Origin of the sequence: Methanosarcina barkeri 3 (assembly GCF_000970305.1) — an archaeon.
GTDB lineage: Archaea > Halobacteriota > Methanosarcinia > Methanosarcinales > Methanosarcinaceae > Methanosarcina > Methanosarcina barkeri_A.
The window spans coordinates 1551080-1570316 of sequence record NZ_CP009517.1 but is presented as its reverse complement, the minus strand read 5'-3'; the positions used below and the strand labels follow the sequence as shown (position 1 = coordinate 1570316).

Here is a 19237-nt window from a genome sequence, read left to right as displayed (position 1 = left end):
AAGTGACAACAAATACAAAATAAGAGATATAATCTGAAAGCAAATACATCTTTAAATTGAAAAACGATAAAAAAGATCAGAACTAAAGAGGAGTGGGGATAATTGATCAACTCTATTTACATTCTCTTCTTTTTCTTCTTTCTTTTTCTTCTTTCTTTTTCTTCTTTCTTTTTCTTCTTTCTTTTTCTTCTTTCTTTTTACTTTTGTACGAATTGTTTCCTTGATTTCGCTTTTTCAATCCCGCAACTCCGGACAATGATCCCGGAGGAAAGATTTCAATTCGGAGACTGTTAATATTGGAGGAACATTAATTCCCTGTTTTTGAAGGTCAAAGCAAAGTCTTGAAAGGAGGGGAGGGATGATTCCAGCTTCATTCAGTTTATCCGTGCTTAAGAATACTTTTGCTGTTGGTCCGTCCAGCAGGACTCTCCCCTGCTTCATTACTACAATCCTTTCAGCATACTCGGCTACTAGTTCCATGTCATGTGTTATGAGAATAACCGTTTTCCCAAGTTTTTTCAGCTCCTTGATTTTATCAAGGAACTTAAGTATGTGTCCTCTGTCCTGCCCTGTTGTGGGTTCATCCAGGACAAGAAGGTCCGGCTCGAGGGCAAGAATGGAAGCTACTGCCAGGCGCTGTCGTTGCCCTCTTGAGAGAGAGTGGGGATGCCTATTTTTATAAGCCGAAAGTTCCATCGTTTCCAGGGATTCGTTTACCAGTTTTTCAATTTCCTTTTTGGGAATACCCATGTTCTCGAGTCCAAAACGAACTTCTTTAAATACACTGTCCATAAATATCTGCGAATCTGGATTCTGGAAAAGGTACCCAACTTTTTTTGATAACTGAGCTGTCGAATACCTCTCTATGTCTTTTCCGTTAAGAAGGATTCTTCCACCGGAAGGCCTGCAAAATCCTATTAAGTTGCCTGCTAGAGTTGTCTTTCCAGCTCCGTTGTGTCCAAGAAGAGCAAGAAACTCTCCACTTTTGATATCCAGATTAATATCTTTGAGGATTTCCGAACCATCTTCAAGCCTGTAGGAGAGATTCTCTATTCGTACAAAGGGTAAATTTTCCTCTGAGGGTAAAATAGAACTGGAAGTTTCAATAAAACTGGAAATTTCAACAGAGCTGGAAATTTCAATAGAACTGAAAGTTTCAACAGAGCTGGAAATTTCAATAGAACTGAAAGTTTCATGTTTTTGTTCTATCTGGCTTTCAAATTGGCTTGCAGGTATTTGCAAGAGTTTAGCAAGCCTATTCAGAACGTTTTCATAGGATAGAGCTATTGAAGCTTCGGAATCCATTCCCAGCAGATGAGCAATTTCAGTAAGTTGAGGGGGATGAATTCCAAGTCTTTTGAGTGTTTCTTCTTCACGGCACAGGATTTCGAAAGGTTTTCCATCAAAGATAAATCTGCCTTTGTCCATAACAAGCATACGGTCTGCTATTTCAAAAACCGAATCAAGTTTGTGTTCTATCAGAATAAGGGTTGTTTGCTTTTCCTCATTTAGTCTTTTTAGTAGCTCAAGCACCTCCTGAGTGCCTGTAGGGTCAAGATCCGATGTCGGTTCATCAAGTACCAGGATTTCAGGCTCCATTGCTAGATTTCCTCCTATTGCAGTCCTCTGTTTTTCTCCTCCTGAGAGTGTGAAAATGAAGTGATTGCTAAGTTTCTCCAGTCTAACTGCTTTAAGAGCTTTTTCTACGCGGGATAGTATCTCAGCTCTGGGCAAGCCCAAATTTTCAGGTCCAAAAGAAATATCTTCAGCTACTGTCATACAAAACAATTGGGTTTCCGGATTCTGGAACACCATTCCAACTTCAAGAGCCAGCTTCCTGATTTTTTCATTTTTAAGATCTTTTCCCTGAAGCAGAACATGTCCGGAAAAACTTCCTCCTGAGATTTCTGGAATCAGCCTGTTAAAGCAGCGGACAAGAGTACTTTTCCCACAACCGCTGGGACCCACAAGTAGCACAAATTCCCCTTTTTTAAGTTCAAGATTTACGTCCGAAAGTACCTGGGAATCTGAGTGAGGGTAGCTGTATGTGAGGTTTTCAAGCTTGATATGTGCAGTTCCCAAGCCAACTGAAACTTTCTCAGATAAGGAATCCATACTATCTGCCTCTTGATTATACCTTTAAGCTTAAATTTATTATAGAAAGTAAGAAATAGTTTAATTATAATTTATTTTTGTGTGAATAATTTTCATGGAGGATCCATGTTTGAAAAGTCTTTTTCGCTATGAACAAAAAGATAGCTTGCTTCACAGGCTTGACCCGAGAGTTAAATTGTTCTGGCTCTTTGGAATATCGGTGCTAAGTGTTGTGTTCGGGACTCCGGATCTATTGGCAATATTATTCATATCAACCTTACCTTTCTGGGTCATGTTAAAACCCTCAAAAAGCAGGATAAAGGCAATAATTATTATCTTCATGAGTGTTCTATTGAGTTTTACAATATCGCAGGCTCTTTTTTATTATTGGGCTAAAGATCCGTTGTTTACTCTCGTTCCATCGTCTTTCCCATTATTGGGACCTCTTACAGGGGGAATCTATTTCTACGCAGACGGAGCCGTCTATGGGCTATATCAGTCCTTCCGTGTTATGGCTTCTCTAAGTGCTGCTATGCTTGTTATTGCCACAACTCATCCCGGAATGCTTATCGACGCATTTGTTCGCTTTTTCGAAATTCGGACTGCAGGAAAAAGTTATAGAATAGGTATTCCATATGAAATTGCATTTATGGTATCCTCTGCGGTCAGCTTTGCTCCTACAATGCTCGAAGAAAGCGGCATAATCCTGAACGCAATGCAAGCAAGAGGGCTTGAGCTTAAAGGTGACGTCCGCAGAAAAGCAAAGGCCCTCAAATATATCCTTGTTCCTCTTGTAGTTAATATACTTCGGGCAGGAAGAAAACTTGCCATTGCTGCCGACACACGAGGCTTTCGAGCAAACAGGCACAGGACCTATGTAAATGAACTCAAATTAAAAAGGAATGATTATATCTTTTTGATATATACAATCCTTTTAACGTCAGGTGGGCTTTATCTGAGCTACATTGGTTTCGGGGGTACCGTGCCTATTTGATGAAGAATACCTGAAGAATAGGGAGCACAGTCTCTTTCAACCCTTTTTCTGTCTATGCCCTGCAACCAGTTTACCTGCAGTTAAAAAGGCAAGGGCATAATCAAATCCAAATCCTGGGGCCTTGCTCGCTTCGTTTCCGGAAGTCTCCTGAGTTTCGCCGGTTTCATCCGATTTTCCGGAACTTTCCTCAGAAGCCTGTGCTGCTTCTTCTGCCTGCGGATCTTTTTCAATCACTAAGAAGGCCCCTGAAGGTACCACATAGTCTCCTATGGCCTGGAAAAGGATGCTATTTTCTCCAGATTTCAGGTAGCTTGTGATATCCCTCATATCGGTATCAAGGTCAGGATAAGGTTCTCCATCGGTAATCCCGGGAAATTTTTGATCGTTTATCAGGAGAGCGTTATCATTCCAGTTTCCGGATTGAGCAATCGTCCAGAGGGTTGCACTGCGGACAGGGAGCTGCAAGGTAGGCTTGAGCATTTCACAAATTGTCTCATTAGAGCTCGCATAATAAAGAGGATTGCCGTTCTCATCCACCTGAGAATTGAGTTCTTCAGCTCCTTCATTGATCCAGTATTCGATGTCTTTTCCTTTAGGGTCCGTATAAACTATTAGCAAACCTACACCATCAATACAAACAAAAGATGCATCAGGGCCTGTGTTTTCAATCTCAGTGCTACAAGTACCCGAACCGTTCACAAGATCGGTTATGTTATAGGCCCAGGTGCCTGTGGGATAATCATAGATGCCCCAGCCTTTCCTGTCACTGTATTCTTTTTCAGGTGTAAGTTCTTTTCCGTTAAATCTCACTTTCATCTCAGGGTACCTGCCAGTGACACCTTCGGCACTCCAGGTCCAGTAATTGTAAAGCCTTGCGAATTTTACTGTCGATCCTTCGGGCAGATCGATGTTATGTGTTGTAGAGTATACGTCTCCGGGATAGACCTTCCCACTGTAATAACTGCTTCCAACACTATAATAGAGACCTCCATTAATCGAGTCATGGATGTATGTTTCAAGTGGCTTGTCTGCTATGTATCCGTTTTTCTCGGGGGCCTGGGCCAGGGCAGGCATGGAAAGCAAACAGCATAGTCCTGCTATCACGCAAAGTAACCTTACCAGCCGGTTAAATTTATTTCCTTCCTGGCTGAGTCTTATTATTCTTATTTTATGTTCGCTATTTGCCTTATGATCTTCATTTATTCCCCAAATTTTTCTCGTTTTATATATCTTCTTTTGATCTCCTTTTTGATCTCTTTTTTGATTTCCTTTTTGATCTCCTTTTTGATTTCCTTTTTGATCTCCTTTTTGATTTCCTTTTTGATCTCCTTTTTGATTTCCTTTCTGATCTTCTTTTTGATTTCCTTTCTGATCTCCTTTCCGATCTCTTTTTTGATCTCCTTTTTGTTCTACTCTTCTAGTCTTCATATCCTATCTTTCCACCTGCAAAATTTGCCATTATTTCTGCTATTCTGCGTTTTCATCTTCCTTTCTCAGCTATCTTTACTATTTCAGTTTCACATAGATCCTGCTCATTTCTCAGCTATTTTTACTATTTCAGTTTCACATAGATCCTGCTCATCTACTGTTTCTATCATGGGCTCGAGTAAAACTGAATCCATATCCTCCTTATCATAAGTTTACTCCAAGTTTGAGGTTCCATTGGACTATTTCAAAACGGGCTTGTAAGGCATTCTTCAAAATACAGACGTCGATTCGAATGCATGGGAGATTGTTTAAAATGAAATATTGTTTAAAATGGAATCTCGTTTAGAGTTAAATATTATTTAAAACGAAATATTGTTTAATTTTTCCCATGTTCTTGATATTATAATTTAGTAGATAGCTAATAACTCTGAGTATATAATTTTTGTTAAAAAATCACTAATCAATATGTTAATATGGCAACAATTAGTACTATTTTTAAGTTATTATGATTTTATACCAAAACCAAAATTAAAGTTCAAAACTTAAAAAAATAAGATTATTGATCCTTTATACATTAAAAAACTTCAAAAATGGTTTTAATTTATCTTTTATGGTATTAAAAGGATTAATCTCTCAAAATAACGTATATTTATTGTTGAAAATTTAGCCATCTATGCAGATTAAGTTTGAGTGTAAATCTTGATTATAATAATCTTTATTAAAATTATCTATTATTATAATTATTCATACAAAATAGAAAAGTAGTAATATTTAATAATCTTTAAGTTTTTGTAAATATTCAATTATGAGACAAATTTGTTATATTTATTCTACGAACTTGTCATATTAATTCTATGAACTTAAAGAAATCTACCCAAAAATGAAATCAGAGACTTACCAGGTTTCTCTCAAAGTTGAAACTTTGCTCTGGTGTGAAAGTGAGCGGATATGAAAACAGGAATTACGAAAATAGTTATATTGTTTGTCTTTTTGCTCTCATTGCTAATTTCAATTCCTCTTACAGGAGCCAGCTACTCTTTTGAAGGTATACCTCTAACTCTGGATGCTCAGGGTACTTTCCGAGGAGAAGTGTACATAGACGGAGGGCACGGACTTACATTTCCTCCCTATTCCCAAAACTTTAACGTTCCGGATGGTACTGTCCGCTGGGCTCGTCTGTATGTTGGAGTTTGGGGGGGCACGGAAAATTACGAAGGATGGCTCCGGCCTGAGTTTAACGGGCAAAAGCTTGAGCAGTTACCGCTTGCTGGTGTTAATGACGAAAGCAAAAATGTATACTGTGCAGGCCATGGAGTTTATTGGGTTTCTTATGATGTAAGCAATGTTACAAAAAATGGTGAAAATATTGTGAACATCCTTACAAGCAAGGGAGAGCCAGGAAACAAGCTGGATGGAAGGGTATATGGTGCAGTGCTTGCCGTGGGATGTGAGAACGAAAAAGCACCTGAAGTTTCCTACCAGCTCCTTAGCGGAAACGTAAATCTTCACGGGAAAGGCTGGAGCGGTACCCTGGCAAATTCTAATGACAGGGCAAATGTTAATTTCAGCTGCGGACAGGCTTTGAATAACAAGGATACTGCAAATCTTTCAGTAGTATACCTTACAGGATCAAAGGGCCTGCCTGATTATCTTGAATTTAATGGAAAGACTCTTGGAACCTCACCCAGGAACCTCTCTGAAAAATATGGAGAAAAAGTTAGAGACATTGCTGATGAGACAAGTAATGATGCATCCGGAAATGAAGGTTCTCCTTCCAGATATTTTGATATCGAAAGTTTTGATGTGCTTGATTATTTGCAGGATAATAACTCAGCAACCTTTTTGAGGGGAATTGACCTGAACGGGGATGGGGATATTGATGATAAGGAAGGAGAGGACTACCTGCATCCTGTACTTGCAGCCCTGGTTTTGAGCTCAAAGGATAAGGCATCTGTTCTTCCAGACCTTTATCCTGAGATGAATATCTCTGAAGAAGAGCTGGTCGATGGAATGCCGGCAAAAATCTCTTTCACAATAAACAATCCTGGGGAAATTTATGATCAGAACTGCACTATGAGCTTCAAGGTAGATGGAAGTGAGGTTTCAACTTTCCCAGTCCATATGGAAGCTTCCGGAGTGTATAGTTCCTCTTTTTCATGGTCTGCAATCAAAGGAAAACACCTGCTTGAACTCTCTTTAGACCCGGAAAATAATATACAAGAGTCAGATGAGAAAAACAATGTTTGTGCACTAAATGTAAGTGTCAGGTCAAAGCCAGAACTTTCGGTTTCCCTTGGAGATCCTGTAAAAATAGAGGCACAGAAAGAAGCCGCGTCTTCCTCTATAGTTTTTCTTTCTTTCCTCTCGATTTTAGGATTCCGGAGAAAAAAACCATATTTACTACTTTTACTTGCGGTACTTATAATACTGGCTTCAAGTGGCTGTATCGAAGAATCCCATGCAGCGGAGAAAACTGCCTACTCTGTCCCGGTAAAGATTATTAATAACGGAGAAGCTTCAGCTCGGAACTTCGATGTAAATATTTCTCTTGACGGAAAAAGTGTCACTGTATTGAATATTCCGGAAATTACAGGCCAAAAAACAATCGTGAACGATATACGGGTTGAAACTGTGGGTGGGGAGCACACCCTGAAAGCGAAAGTCGACGAGCATAACCATATTGTTGAGTCGGATGAGGATAATAATGAATTTGAAGCCAGTTGCAATTTTGCTTAATCTCCTGCTGCTCACAATTCCAGCTTCAGCCTCGTATGCCGGAGATAAACCCTTGCAGACTGTCATCCATGATGAGCACCATGGAGGCCTTGATTTTTCTCTCGGAGATAGTAAATATAGTGGTGAGCTTACATACAACAAAAGCTATATGGTTAACTTTAGTGTTAATCCTCCTGCAGGGAGTTCTATTAAGGTTGCAAAAGCTTACGTTTACTGGGTTTGGAGCAAAAAAGATCTGGAAGGCACATATCCGCAATTCAATGCTTCCCTTACAAGCTCAGGAACTGCTGTACCCCTGCCTGAAGGGCACATGTATACGGATACCAAGGGATTTGTGTCAAGGTATGATTATTTCTCGGGGATGAACACATGTGACCTTAGCGGGAAGATTTCCAAACCCGGAAGTTATTCCATCTCAATGGTAAATACGGACAAAAACGGAAGTACCTTTTGCGTACAGGGTATCGGGCTTCTCCTCGTATACGAGAACCCGAAATTACCGATTATCGAGTACTGGATTGGTGAAGGTTGTGATATGCTATATGCTGATTACGGAATTACTCCGGAAGTGGCAACAACAACTACTTATTTTAAAGGTGATATTAACCTCGATAATGTTACGGATGCACGCTTGACAACTGTTTCGCCTTCAGGAGGATACAGCTCGGGCAGAGAAGCCAGGAATAAGCTTTTTTTTAATGAGAAAACCAGTAGTATTCCGGTCCTTGGAGATATTATCCAGCTTCTGTTCGGAAGTGGTAAAAGCTGGGAGAATATTTACCAGACAAATGAGACTGTCCAGGTCGCTCTGGATGAGAAGCCGGTAGCAGATTATCTAGAACCGGCTGAGAATTTTGCTAGCATTCAGGACAAAGGAGATTATCTTCTGGCAACAAATGCGATACTTGTGCTTAAGTTTAAAGAGTCCGAATCCTCTGAAAAGATGAGTAGCTAATGTCTTGTAGGAAAGGGATAATAGATGAATATTGTTGAAACCAGAGACCTGTCAAAGTTTTATACTTTTGATTCCGGAATGCGTGTAGAGGCTCTCAGGGAAGTAAATGTGCAAATTGAAGAAGGGGAATTTGTTTCCTTTATGGGCGCTTCCGGGTCCGGCAAGTCTACTCTACTTAACATTATTGGCTGCCTTGACCAGCCTACTTCTGGCAGTGTTTTTATAGAAGGTACCGAAGTTGACTACAGAAACTCTTCTCACCTTGTCAGACTCCACAGACAGACGATAGGTTTTGTATTCCAGGCTTTCAATTTAATATCTACAATGAACGCCCTTGAAAATGTCTGTTATCCGATGCATTTTAACCGGATCAGCCGTTCCCAACAAAAACAGAGAGCAACTGAACTCCTGGACCTTGTTGAACTTGGAGATAGAATACATCACCTGCCCTCGGAATTATCTGGAGGAGAACAGCAAAGAGTAGCCATAGCCAGGGCTCTTGCAAATAACCCCAGGCTTATTCTGGCCGACGAACCTACCGGAAACCTTGATTCGGTTACTGGGAAAAAAATCACAAATCTCATGAAAGATATAAATAGAGAACAGAAGATCAGTTTTGTCGTTGCAACCCACTCCCCTGAAATGGCCAGAGTTGCAGATAAGGTTGTGAAGTTAAGTGATGGTGAACTTACTTCCTGAGAGTTTTAACGAGAGTTTTAATTATAGAAAAACCTCTTTTAACTGCAAGGTACTTGAGGTTTGTTCAAGGGCAGTCTCAAAACTTTTAAAATTCATAAGTAAATCTTGTACTCTTTCTTTGAAATAAATTTCCAAAAAAATTTTTATCCCCAACTTTAATGACATGTTATGAAACTTAAAGAGAGTAGAGTCTTCTACTCTTATCCATCATTCTTCAGATACTAGTGTCTCAAACATTTGATTATGAATCGGCTAAATGAACTCAAAATCACTTTATGCTGATGAGAAATTGTCTACGTTATGTATCATAATTAAGTTGCCAGGATATTAGTTTTACTTACCCTCAATCTGTTCATTTATCTGTTCATTTATCTGTTCATTTATCTGTTCATTTATCTGTTCATTTATCTGTTCATTTATCTGTTCATTTATCTGTTCATTTATCTGTTCATTCATCTGTTCATTCATCTGTTCATTCATCTGTTCATTCATCTGTTCATTCATCTGTTCATTCACTTTTTTCTGGATCTCACTACTTGTATAATGGATTAATAAGAAGTACCGCTGATTTTTCGTGAAAACAAACAGTATATGCCAAAAGTTATATGTCTTTATATCAAATTATATATGTATCAAATACACTACATATGTAGCAGCACCAGATATTTACGGTTAATTATAGGTTACAAACAAAAGAAAAATATGCGTGAAGGTGTAAAAATGAGAAAAGCGATTATAGCAATTCTCCTGGGAATACTGTTTATAGGGATTTCCGGAGCAGCGGTGGTCAGTGCGGTTGCTTCGGATAATGCAGGGACGAATTACGGTTTTGGATCAATGCACAGGTGGGCTGCAAGACACATGAACTCTGGCTCATATAACGGGAACTTCTCCAATTGCCCTAATTTCAGTTCAAGTAATACTTCGGAACTTGAGGTCAAAACCGTAGATGAAGCGCTCGAAATCGCAAAAACAAAAATCGACAGCAACGTTTCCAAAGAGGACATTTCTCAGATGCGTCGCTGGTGGATTGTTTCCTATCAGGATGAGGACGGAGTTAACAGGCAGGCAAGAATTGATGCCGTCAGCGGTGAAGTGTTTACCGATTATCCTGTTTGCAAAGGAGTACAAACAGGCAGTGGATACGGCAGAGGTCAAGGCTCCTGCAGGGCATATGCCTGTTGAAAACAACAATACTTCAGTATTAATTGAGTGCTGAAGCAATCCAATTTAACATCATCTTTTATTTATCTATTTATTTATCTATTTATTTATCTATTTATTTATCTATTTATCTATTTATCTATTTATTTATTTCATCAGGTTAGATCTTTAAATTATAGATTAATTCTTCAAATTACAGGTAAATTCTTTAGTTTATTGAACTTTTATCAAAAATTTCTGATAGTTTTTATATTTGCAGTTACCTTTTTCCGGATATTCTTTTATATTTATGGCAGCAATATCTGAGAAATAAAATCGGTTGAATAAGAAAAACCGATAATCTTAAGAATATTTGTTATTTTCGAGGTGGAAAGCTTGAACGGCATGGGATATGGCATAACTGGTTCCTTCTGGGGATTTCTTCTGAATCTTCTAATCATTCTTCTTATAGTGGGTGTGGCGATAGTGTTGCTGAACAGATCCGGGTACACAGCTCCGAGGGATAATGAGCGAATTATTAAAATGGAAAGAGATATCGAAGAAATCAAAAAACAGTAGAAGATATAAAATCCAAGTTGGAAGAAATCTAAAGCTTTATATCTATACAGGCTCTGGAAATCTTCCTGGCCAGGTACAACCAAAAGTATGCGAGGACATTCAGGATGGTAAAATCACTTCAACAAATAGTGGATATTGGCGAGGCGCTCTCTCATCCCGTAAGGCTTAAACTGCTTTACATGCTGGCCGAAAGGGAGAGGTATGTATACGAACTCGCTAAGGACCTGAACCTCTCAAGGCAGGTAGTAAACTTGCATTTAAAACGCCTGGAGAAAGCCGGATTTGTTGAAAGTGATCTCAGACTTGAAGATGATGATCTTAGGGCCAAGAAGTTTTATCGATTAAAGGAGTTTGAGGTTTCTCTCGGGATGGAAGACCTGAAGCAGATTTTCAAGTGAAGTCGGATTCCTGATTTCTATGGATTTTTATATTTTTCATTTTGTTCAGATACTTTTGCTGCCAGAATAATTATTTAAGTCTCAGCCTTTTGAGTTTCAGGTTTGGGGAAATTCTCAATAGAAATATATTCAGGCGCACCATAATACTCTTTGGGGATTGGTATGGTTAGTGCGATTGGTGAGAGTTCGGAGCTTTCAGAGGCTATTCTCAAAGAAATACTTGACTTGTATAAGGACATAAGGAAACTCTCTGATGAAGAGATCCTTTCCAGCTCTTCGGATGAGTCCAAAAAACTGTTTCTGAAGCTGGATGCTTTAATTACCCAGGATCTGGATAGTTGTGTAGTTTCTATTCTCCTGAATAAACAGGAGCTGGAACCGATTTTCATCCACTTGAACCGGTTCAGGAATCTATATACCGTGAAGCTGGAAACCGGATATGCAAAGGAAGTTCTTGCGAGCCAATCTCCCTGGGACGTCCTTGAGGAATTTCCCTTTTACAAAAATTACCTCAAGCTGGTTCGGACAGAGTACGAAGGTTTCGGGCTAAAAGCCGGAGACAAAATTTTTTTCCTGGGGAGTGGACCTCTTCCCCTTACGCTTATCGTTTTCTTTAAATATCATGGGGTAAAAGGCACAGGGATAGAACAGAACTCTGAAAGGGCAAAGCTTTCAACGGAAGTGCTTGATAAGCTCGGGCTTTCTAAAGAGATCACTATAGTTAACGGGACCCATTACTCTATGAATCCAATAGATTTTCTTGGCCTTGATACAGGAATAAAGGCTCTCGTGATAGCTGCTCAGGCTGAACCTAAAAAAGAAATTCTCGATTATTTACTGACAGTAATGCCGCCAGGCTGCAGAATTTCTTACCGGATCTACGAAAAAGGCTTAATGAAACTTTTAAACCGGGATTTTCTGCTTGATTTGCCTGAAGGTTACAGGGAATATAAGAGAATTAGGCCCGAACCTCCTGCATATAATACAGTCATCTTTCTGGAAAAAAAGAGTAATTACTCCGGAATTCCGGAGTACTAAACAGATTATTAAACAGATTATTTAAAACACAAAGACTATTAATAGACTATTTATAATCTAACAAGTCTATTAATAGACCACTTTAATAAATTACTTTTCCTTTATCGGGACCTGAATTTCAGTCATAAGTTCTTCTTCAGGAACTTCTGCAGGGTCATTGAAATACAATTCCCTGCTTGGGCTCAGGGTTTCCAGGTTCTTTTCCCTGGCATACGAGAAAATCTGGCTGAAACCGGCTTCGACTCCCGGATATGGTCCGCGATAGATAGCTGAGATGGCTTTTATAGCAGGTAAGGTTTTTATTTCCATTTTGGAATCTTCTACTGAAATCCTGCCAGAGACCGGTAGAGCAATCTCGATGTCAGCTTCAGTTTCTTTGTATTCTTCATCATGGTAGAGAAACATAATAGGGCCCGTAACCTTTACATGGTTTCGCTGGTTTTCAGGACTCTCGACGCATGAGCAGATCTCACTGATGAGTTTTCCAATGGTTACTACAAAAGTTCCTTCTTCACGTTTGCTTATTACTCGCAGCTCTGGTACTTCTTTTATAATGGGTTCTGTAATAGACATTTTGAATAACTCCATAACTTTTCCATTGTGTTTGCAGGCGCCCTGCAAGATCCCTTCGATCCTTTGCAGCTGTCCGATTTCCAGCCGGGTTTGCTCAAGTTTCTTCCTGAAACCTGCTTCTATATACTCAAGGTCTCCTTTGTTTTCCGCATCAAGAAACAGGGAAATTTCTTCCAGGGAAAATCCGAGGAAGCACAGAGTTTTGATTTTCATTCCCTTCTCCAGCTGGGAAACGGTATAGTACCTGTATCCCGTAAAAGGGTCCTTTGCTTCCGGAACAAGCAGCCCTTTCCGGTCATAGAGCCTGAGTGCTTTTTGCGAGAGGCGGGTCATGAAAGAAAACTTACCGATTGGAATTTGATCTACTGAAGACATCTTGCTCAAGCCAGTAATTGTCCTGAAGTTAGATAAACAACCTCACTTTTCCCCGGGGGAGACTTCATGTAAGAACAGAAAATCGTATATGGTTACATAATATCTTATAAGTTACATAATATCTTATAAGTTACATAATATCTTATAAAATTCATTAAATTATATTTCGTTTAAAAGTATTTTGATATGACTTCTTTAATATAATTTATGATTTTACTGGTGCTAGAGTTGGAGAAAATTCTGACCTGTTTTCCTTCACTTCTGGTCGCTGGCAACTTCTTATTTGTTTTCCTTGTAGAATTAACTGTATGTAGGACTAATATTTATCAGGCGGGATTTTCTGGCTTGCCGTTCGTGACCTTGCTCACCCTATATGCCCAAACCAGATGCCCGCCTGCCTCTTCTGTAATTGGATTAGAATGCAGTTAGTTGTTTTAGGAAAAACAATGGACTTGTAGAGTCTTCTTAGCTGTTTTTACGGTAAATTATAGCAGTAAACACCAAAATGTTGCTATAGTTCGTATATAGCAAGTACCAACGATTTCAAGCGAGTACTAAAGACTTAAGCAGGTATTAAAGGCTTAAGCAAGTATCAAAGACTTCAAGCAGGTATTAAAAGGCTTAAGCAAGTATCAAAGACTTCAAGCAGGTATTAAAAGGCTTAAGCAAGTTACCAAAGATTTCAGGAAACAAGTCTGAAAAGGTGAGATAAATCGATATTCTTACATCTATAAGAAAAATAGCTTCATATATGGTATGCCTAATGAGCCAGTATTCTTAAAGTCAGGAGTGAGAATCGAACTCACATAATTCCGGGTTGCAGCCGGAAGCATAGCCACTCTGCCATCCTGACATATATTCAGTTTAGATACATTAACATAAGACTAATTCTGCTAAAATATCAGATATAATAAATAAACAGCTGTTTATAATTATATTTATGCCTTATAAATATCCTGACGTTTCAAAAATAGTGTGCAACTCAGTACTATGGCAAGTAAAACAGAATAGTAGATACAATAATCGATTATTTTCAGCTAAAACATATTCTGCCCAAAAAGTAATACAGTAGTTATCATCATCTTCGATCTGTACCTTAAGACCTTTACACTTATCCTAGCCTTGCTGCACTCGTACAGAATATATAGGGTCCTTCCAAATTAATGCTAAAACTGAGGGTATACATTACCTATTTGGACAATAAATATGCATTTAGGATTTCCTTATTTAGGTATGTTCTAAAATCAATTTTCCAGAATCCAATTGTAAAAAAGGATTGAATTTTAAGATAACCTCTTAGAGCAACAGGACTTTTCGAACAGGTTCATCCTTCCAATGGTGCTCATTTACTACCTGTCTTTTTTGCACTGAATAAAAGTATTTATCCTCTTTGCCCTTTTTTCGAGGGACAGGATTGCATCTTCTCTGTTAGAGGTGCACGAAAAAAGGGAGGTAAGAGCTACATCAGGCTCGACACTCGTTCCCTGGGTTGGAATATCTGCGCCCTTTTCATCGAGAATGACTTCCAAAACCTGTCTGTCTATAAAAAGTTCTCGATCCGAATAGATAATTCCTCTTGCAGCAAAGCAATCTGTTTTGGGTTTTGAAGGAATTTCTCCTTTGAAGCAGCCAACATGGGCTTCAAAAAGATTAATATTCATAGCCTTTTCGACAGTGTCAAGACTTCCCTGAAACCTCGCGTTTATTTCAAGTACTACAGGACCAGTTTCAGTAACCAGAAAGTCCACCCCATTTGAACCCAGCAGCTTAAAATCAAGTACCAGTTCTTCAGCAAGAGCTTCCATTTCCTCAGCCTGCTCATTCCTGAAAGGAGTTATGTTCCCACAATAAGCAAATGGAAGTCTTGTGAGCCAGGGTATCCCTATTAACTGTTCATTTACTGCCACCGAAAGGGCTTCTTTTTTAGTAGAAAGTAAAGAGACACTTGAAGGAATACCTTCCAGAAAATCCTGTATAACAACTGTCTCTTCCATGAATTCCAGATCCAACTCTCGATTATCTAGACTGCACAAATTTTCAAAAATAGACAAAAGTTCCTGTTTGTTTCTTGCGATCCTACTAAAGAATCCTCCGAAACTAGAGGCTGGTTTGACAATTACCGGGTATTCGATCGCATCTATTTCATCCGGAAAATAACGTTTAGGATGTGGGATGCCAAGGGCTTCAAGTCTTTTTGAGAGATACTTTTTGTTTGAAGCTTTTTGTCTGTTATCCGGACTGCTGGCAAGTACATTGCATGAAAAACAGTCATAATCAAACATCTCCATTCCCGAACCCGGGACAATGGCATCAAACTCCAGCCCAAAGGCAACCATTTGAGCCTTTGTCTTAAAAACATCCAGTTCAATCAATTTTGGTCCAGCCTTGTGCTCCAGGAGAGCTGAAGCATATGCGCATTCCTGCAGGTCAAAGTAACGGAAGGCATCGATAGAACATACATTATAACCAGCTCTCCGAGCAGAACAGACAATGTTCCGGTTATTGTATCCGATTACAAGTATATTTTGCATGTTCCCACTGTTTACTCATTTATCATCAATAAATTCTTATACTCATGGTGTTTTCGGCTTATGGCTTATCCGAAAAGTCAATAATTAGATGGTGCTATTAGATGGTGCTATTAGATGGTGCTAAAGTCACGACAGGTTTTGTTTGAATATATTGGAATTTACATACTCACAATGTAAAAACAAATACTACAAGCTTCATATTTAAAAATTTAATTTTAGAAAGCTGTTAATTTAATATTAGTGGTTTTGAACTCAGGGTGCTTAAGTTCTATGTTTGTTCCGATTTTGAATAATACCTGATGACTTTTCTAATAGGCTCTTAGAGGGTGCCTTAATATTCAAACAATTACTCCAGTAGGATAATGAGAATGTTAACTTAAAACCCAGATCATAAATTTTCCTGGTCTACAGATGCTCATTGACATTAAGGTATCATTTTATCCCATTGGGTTTATGCACTCAAGATATATAATCAAATACAATAACCATAAAATGCTACCGTTTTGAGTTTTAATGCATGAACTGGTTCATTTGTACTATCAAGTTTAGTTTTAAGATATGCTATAAGAAATGAGTGATAACTTGAAGTTAAGAAACTTTAAAATTATTATTTAAAGGATGGAATTCGAACCAACAAACTTCCACATTAAGGTGGTAAGGGATATTCACTTTCTCCAGGGAAAGTCCGAGGATGTACAGGATTTTAATTTTCATTCTTTGCCAGCTTTAATCGTAGATTTACTCTAAAATTCGCTTTGTCCTAAACTGTTAGAGCTTTCAAAATCATTTTCCATGACTTTCTTTTCGAATCTTTTAAAAAGCAAGTTTTATGAACCTATTTCGGAATCGATGTTCCATGTTTACTATACCAGATACAAGATTCGCAAATCAAATTTTGAGTTTCTGGATAAACCCGTTAATTTAATCATCTTTTAATATAATAAATTCAATATAAAATTTCACTGGGATATAGCTTTTCACTATCTTTTTTCAGAAAGCGTGTGAATTAGAAGAAGAGAGAACGTAAAAAAGGAGGACGTAAGAGAAGGCATTGATGAAGGGAGAGCATCATGGAAATGAACTACAACATTATAATTATTGGGACTGGAGCCGCGGGCAGAACCTTCGCTAACAAAGTTGCAAATTCAGGATTAAAAATAGCTATTATTGACTCTGGAGAATATGGGGGAATCTCTCCTCCCAGAGGCTGTGATACAAAAAAGATGTTTACGGATCTAGCCGAGGTTACGGATCGAAGTAATCGGTTAATAGGGAAAGGTATGGGGATACAAAGTCCTTTAAAGATTAACTGGCCTTCACTTATCGAGTTCAAGAGAGCAGCTACGGAAGAATGTCCTGGAAGAATTGAGAACTATTTTATTGAGATGGGAATCGATACATACCACGGAAAAGCTTATTTTGAAAACCCAGACACAGTAATTGTCGGAGAAGACAAACTTAAAGGAGAACATATTTTTCTTGCTACGGGCTCAAAGCCGAGAAAACTCAATTTTCCCGGTGAAGAATATGTTACCACAAGTGAAGAGTTTATGAACACCGAAAAGCTCCCTGAAAGAATTATTTTCATAGGAGGTGGTCATATCTCCCTGGAGTTCGCTCATGTTGCACGAAGGACTGGGGCAGAGGTCATAATTCTTCACAGAAGCGAAAGACTCCTGAGACATTCTGATGCTGACATGGTGAGTTTACTTATAAAAGCGACTGAAGCTGCAGGAATTAAGATTCTTATGAACAAATCAGTGGCTTCTATAGAAAGAGACGATAATGGCTTTCTGGCGAGGACTGGATCTAAATCCTCAATCGAGTCAGAAACTCAGAGCTTCCTTGCGGATATGATTATTCATGGGGCAGGGCGTGTTCCGAATATAGAGGGTTTACATCTCGAAAAAGCCGGGATTAAAGTTGAAAAGGGAGCTATTGCAGTTGATAATTACATGAGAACCTCAAATCCTCAAGTCTATGCAGGTGGAGACTGTGCATCAGAGGGTATGAAACTTAATTCTGTAGCAGCTCTTCAAGGAGAAGTTGCAGCAGCTAACATCCTTAACGAGAATAGTGTTGAGATAGATTATACAGGTATTCCAAGTGCAGTTCATACAATCCCTGTCCTGGCTTCAGTAGGAACCAGTGCTGCTAAAGATAGCGATAAATATAAGGTAACGTTTCGAGACAGAAGCAACTGGTACACAACCCGAAAAGAAGGAATGGAGTTTGCAGCTTCAAAGGTAATTATTGATGAAGCGAATGACCGTATAATTGGAGCTTATATTCTGGGTCCGAATGCTGGAGAAGCTATCAATATTTTCGCTGCAGTAATGAGGCTTGGACTCAAGGCGGCGGAAGTAAAAAAACTGGTTTTTACCTATCCTACTACATGTTCGGATATTCCTTATATGCTATGACTGTTCCGGCAGAACCCAAAAGCACGTACTCAAACAATCACGGTGCTACTCAGGATATAATGGACGACTTAAATGGTTTATCTGATAAAAATGCCAATGCTACAGATGTGAGTAAAGAATTTCAGGCGACAGAACGAGTCATGAAGCTGAAGAGGAACGGAGACACCGCATCATACAGCACATCCAGGAAAACAAGGACAAAATCAAGAAGATGAACCACCTGTGAAACCGAGAACAGAATTACACTGAAAAATGACTAAAAGAGATTTCTTGAAGATGAGAGAAAATAAGGTACTTTTAGGGTGTTATAAACACATTAGAAATGAAATACATTCGAAAAAATGCCGGATCAATCTAATAAACAAACATAATTTCATAGGCAATTTCCTAATTTAATGGGAGATAGCAATCTTAAAGGAGAATACAAGTATTCTAAAATCTTAACCGAAAATGCAAGTATTCGAGATTTTGAACTTCAGCTGCATCTACCTTAAGATTACTCTCCCGTCTGATACCTGATTTATTTTAAACAAAGAAATTTATTTTTTATCTACATTTATTACAATATCGTCGTCTCTTCTTATTTCTCAAAACGTTTTCCGCTGAATTCCTGAGCGACATCAGCAGCGTTATTATATGTCCTGTCTGGAAGCTGCTGCAAGTCCGAAACTATTTCGCTACTTGCTCCATGTTCCTGAGCATACTTTACAATTTCGTTCTTGTTTTTAGGAAAATCAATGCCGCCCAGTGAATGTTGAACATCAGCCATACTTGTTCTCATAATTTTCCCCCATATCTTGCTTGTTTTCTTCATTAGGTATAAAAGGTCGTTCTTGTTTTCCAGATCACCAGTAGTCAGTGCTGGATACAATATTTAACTTCAGGTGGACTTACACGTTAGCTTTGACAGACTCAGATAGCTACAGTTTTTCCCCTTTGTTGTTGTCCACCTCCATTAAACATTATATTTATAATTATATAAAAACAATTCAAAACAAAAATTTGTTAGAGGATATTTATCAACTTTTGAGGTTCTATTTTCTTTACTGACACTGGAAAACTGAGATTTGCATAGACTCCTAGGGCTCCAAATAAGTTTTGTTACTGATTTCTCAGCCCAATAGCATAAGTTATAGCTTTTTCGAAAACTGAAAAGCCTTTTATTATCCAAACCCAAAATGTAAAACGAATATTATTTTTGGGGAGAAAATGAATAAGAGCGAGAAATGCTAAAGTTCCTTATACGCTATTATTGCTGTCCCTGTTTTTTC

Annotated in this window: 17 protein-coding genes; 10 read left to right on the top strand and 7 right to left on the bottom strand. The window is 38.6% G+C overall.

The features are described 5' to 3' along the window. Nucleotides 1-112: 112 nt before the first annotated feature. The gene (locus MSBR3_RS21390) at nucleotides 113-238 is read right to left on the bottom strand and encodes a hypothetical protein (RefSeq protein ID WP_268989124.1); all 126 of its coding nucleotides are present in this window, start codon (nucleotides 236-238) and stop codon (nucleotides 113-115) included. Next, nucleotides 235-2115, bottom strand: a complete 1881-nt coding sequence (locus MSBR3_RS06335; protein ID WP_048107182.1) for an ABC transporter ATP-binding protein — start codon at nucleotides 2113-2115, stop codon at nucleotides 235-237. The genes MSBR3_RS21390 and MSBR3_RS06335 overlap by 4 nt, the downstream gene beginning before the upstream one ends. Before the next feature lie 109 nt (nucleotides 2116-2224). On the opposite strand from MSBR3_RS06335, the gene MSBR3_RS06330 reads away from it, so the two are divergent. Beyond that, a complete protein-coding gene (locus tag MSBR3_RS06330) occupies nucleotides 2225-3088 on the top strand; it encodes an energy-coupling factor transporter transmembrane component T family protein (RefSeq protein ID WP_048107181.1) in 864 nt (287 codons plus the stop codon). 36 nt (nucleotides 3089-3124) lie between these two features. Here the strand turns inward: MSBR3_RS06330 and MSBR3_RS06325 are convergent, their stop codons facing one another. Then, entirely contained in the window at nucleotides 3125-4516 is a 1392-nt protein-coding gene (locus MSBR3_RS06325) for a DUF3344 domain-containing protein (protein WP_080942228.1), read from the bottom strand. A gap of 948 nt (nucleotides 4517-5464) precedes the next feature. Between MSBR3_RS06325 and MSBR3_RS06320 the strand changes: the two genes are divergently transcribed. The 3 genes from MSBR3_RS06320 to MSBR3_RS06310 are packed head-to-tail and all read left to right on the top strand — an operon-like array spanning nucleotide 5465 to nucleotide 8906. After that, complete coding sequence (locus MSBR3_RS06320) at nucleotides 5465-7252, top strand: CARDB domain-containing protein (protein ID WP_048107180.1); 1788 nt, start codon at nucleotides 5465-5467, stop codon at nucleotides 7250-7252. Next, on the top strand, nucleotides 7221-8207 hold the full coding sequence (locus MSBR3_RS06315) for a DUF3344 domain-containing protein (RefSeq protein WP_230627890.1): 987 nt from the start codon (nucleotides 7221-7223) through the stop codon (nucleotides 8205-8207). The genes MSBR3_RS06320 and MSBR3_RS06315 overlap by 32 nt, the downstream gene beginning before the upstream one ends. Nucleotides 8208-8231: 24 nt before the next feature. Further along, nucleotides 8232-8906, top strand: a complete 675-nt coding sequence (locus tag MSBR3_RS06310; RefSeq protein ID WP_048107178.1) for an ABC transporter ATP-binding protein — start codon at nucleotides 8232-8234, stop codon at nucleotides 8904-8906. A gap of 333 nt (nucleotides 8907-9239) precedes the next feature. On the opposite strand, the gene MSBR3_RS20090 is transcribed toward MSBR3_RS06310, so the two are convergent. Continuing rightward, nucleotides 9240-9410, bottom strand: coding sequence for a hypothetical protein (locus tag MSBR3_RS20090; RefSeq protein WP_155396744.1), 171 nt, complete (start codon nucleotides 9408-9410; stop codon nucleotides 9240-9242). A 216-nt stretch (nucleotides 9411-9626) separates the two neighbouring features. Here MSBR3_RS20090 and MSBR3_RS06300 point away from each other — a divergent pair, with 216 nt between their 5' ends. From MSBR3_RS06300 to MSBR3_RS06285, 4 genes are all read left to right on the top strand, one after another. Next, nucleotides 9627-10091, top strand: a complete 465-nt coding sequence (locus tag MSBR3_RS06300; RefSeq protein WP_048107176.1) for a PepSY domain-containing protein — start codon at nucleotides 9627-9629, stop codon at nucleotides 10089-10091. 345 nt (nucleotides 10092-10436) lie between these two features. Then, on the top strand, nucleotides 10437-10628 hold the full coding sequence (locus MSBR3_RS06295) for a hypothetical protein (RefSeq protein WP_230627886.1): 192 nt from the start codon (nucleotides 10437-10439) through the stop codon (nucleotides 10626-10628). Nucleotides 10629-10732: 104 nt separating this feature from the next. Continuing rightward, nucleotides 10733-11026 carry an ArsR/SmtB family transcription factor gene (locus MSBR3_RS06290; RefSeq protein WP_048107175.1) on the top strand — a complete coding sequence of 98 codons (294 nt, stop codon included), beginning with the start codon at nucleotides 10733-10735 and terminating at the stop codon, nucleotides 11024-11026. Between the two features lie 162 nt (nucleotides 11027-11188). Next, on the top strand, nucleotides 11189-12064 hold the full coding sequence (locus tag MSBR3_RS06285) for a nicotianamine synthase family protein (RefSeq protein WP_048107174.1): 876 nt from the start codon (nucleotides 11189-11191) through the stop codon (nucleotides 12062-12064). 90 nt (nucleotides 12065-12154) lie between these two features. Here the strand turns inward: MSBR3_RS06285 and MSBR3_RS06280 are convergent, their stop codons facing one another. Together MSBR3_RS06280 and MSBR3_RS06275 are read right to left on the bottom strand one after the other, a co-directional pair. Next, on the bottom strand, nucleotides 12155-13012 hold the full coding sequence (locus MSBR3_RS06280; RefSeq protein ID WP_048107173.1) for a MerR family transcriptional regulator: 858 nt from the start codon (nucleotides 13010-13012) through the stop codon (nucleotides 12155-12157). A gap of 1349 nt (nucleotides 13013-14361) precedes the next feature. Beyond that, a complete protein-coding gene (locus tag MSBR3_RS06275) occupies nucleotides 14362-15543 on the bottom strand; it encodes an ATP-grasp domain-containing protein (protein ID WP_048107172.1) in 1182 nt (393 codons plus the stop codon). Nucleotides 15544-16613: 1070 nt separating this feature from the next. On the opposite strand from MSBR3_RS06275, the gene MSBR3_RS06270 reads away from it, so the two are divergent. Together MSBR3_RS06270 and MSBR3_RS06265 are read left to right on the top strand one after the other, a co-directional pair. Beyond that, nucleotides 16614-17966 carry a dihydrolipoyl dehydrogenase family protein gene (locus MSBR3_RS06270; protein WP_048107171.1) on the top strand — a complete coding sequence of 451 codons (1353 nt, stop codon included), beginning with the start codon at nucleotides 16614-16616 and terminating at the stop codon, nucleotides 17964-17966. Beyond that, nucleotides 17963-18181, top strand: coding sequence for a hypothetical protein (locus MSBR3_RS06265; protein WP_196297018.1), 219 nt, complete (start codon nucleotides 17963-17965; stop codon nucleotides 18179-18181). Before MSBR3_RS06270 ends, MSBR3_RS06265 begins: the two co-directional genes overlap by 4 nt. A gap of 365 nt (nucleotides 18182-18546) precedes the next feature. On the opposite strand, the gene MSBR3_RS06260 is transcribed toward MSBR3_RS06265, so the two are convergent. Next, nucleotides 18547-18747, bottom strand: a complete 201-nt coding sequence (locus MSBR3_RS06260; RefSeq protein WP_048110116.1) for a DUF2795 domain-containing protein — start codon at nucleotides 18745-18747, stop codon at nucleotides 18547-18549. Between the last annotated feature and the right edge of the window lie 490 nt (nucleotides 18748-19237).

Bases quoted from the DNA above. Each gene is read 5' to 3' on its own strand.
- MSBR3_RS06260 (WP_048110116.1), bottom strand. From the start codon at position 18,747: ATGAGAACAAGTATGGCTGATGTTCAACATTCACTGGGCGGCATTGAT.
- MSBR3_RS06275 (WP_048107172.1), bottom strand. From the start codon at position 15,543: ATGCAAAATATACTTGTAATCGGATACAATAACCGGAACATTGTCTGT.
- MSBR3_RS06315 (WP_230627890.1), top strand. From the start codon at position 7,221: ATGAATTTGAAGCCAGTTGCAATTTTGCTTAATCTCCTGCTGCTCACA.
- MSBR3_RS20090 (WP_155396744.1), bottom strand. From the start codon at position 9,410: ATGAATGAACAGATGAATGAACAGATGAATGAACAGATGAATGAACAG.
- MSBR3_RS06280 (WP_048107173.1), bottom strand. From the start codon at position 13,012: ATGTCTTCAGTAGATCAAATTCCAATCGGTAAGTTTTCTTTCATGACC.
- MSBR3_RS06335 (WP_048107182.1), bottom strand. From the start codon at position 2,115: ATGGATTCCTTATCTGAGAAAGTTTCAGTTGGCTTGGGAACTGCACAT.
- MSBR3_RS06265 (WP_196297018.1), top strand. From the start codon at position 17,963: ATGACTGTTCCGGCAGAACCCAAAAGCACGTACTCAAACAATCACGGT.
- MSBR3_RS06325 (WP_080942228.1), bottom strand. From the start codon at position 4,516: ATGAAGACTAGAAGAGTAGAACAAAAAGGAGATCAAAAAAGAGATCGG.
- MSBR3_RS06290 (WP_048107175.1), top strand. From the start codon at position 10,733: ATGGTAAAATCACTTCAACAAATAGTGGATATTGGCGAGGCGCTCTCT.
- MSBR3_RS06320 (WP_048107180.1), top strand. From the start codon at position 5,465: ATGAAAACAGGAATTACGAAAATAGTTATATTGTTTGTCTTTTTGCTC.
- MSBR3_RS06300 (WP_048107176.1), top strand. From the start codon at position 9,627: ATGAGAAAAGCGATTATAGCAATTCTCCTGGGAATACTGTTTATAGGG.
- MSBR3_RS06285 (WP_048107174.1), top strand. From the start codon at position 11,189: ATGGTTAGTGCGATTGGTGAGAGTTCGGAGCTTTCAGAGGCTATTCTC.
- MSBR3_RS06270 (WP_048107171.1), top strand. From the start codon at position 16,614: ATGGAAATGAACTACAACATTATAATTATTGGGACTGGAGCCGCGGGC.
- MSBR3_RS06310 (WP_048107178.1), top strand. From the start codon at position 8,232: ATGAATATTGTTGAAACCAGAGACCTGTCAAAGTTTTATACTTTTGAT.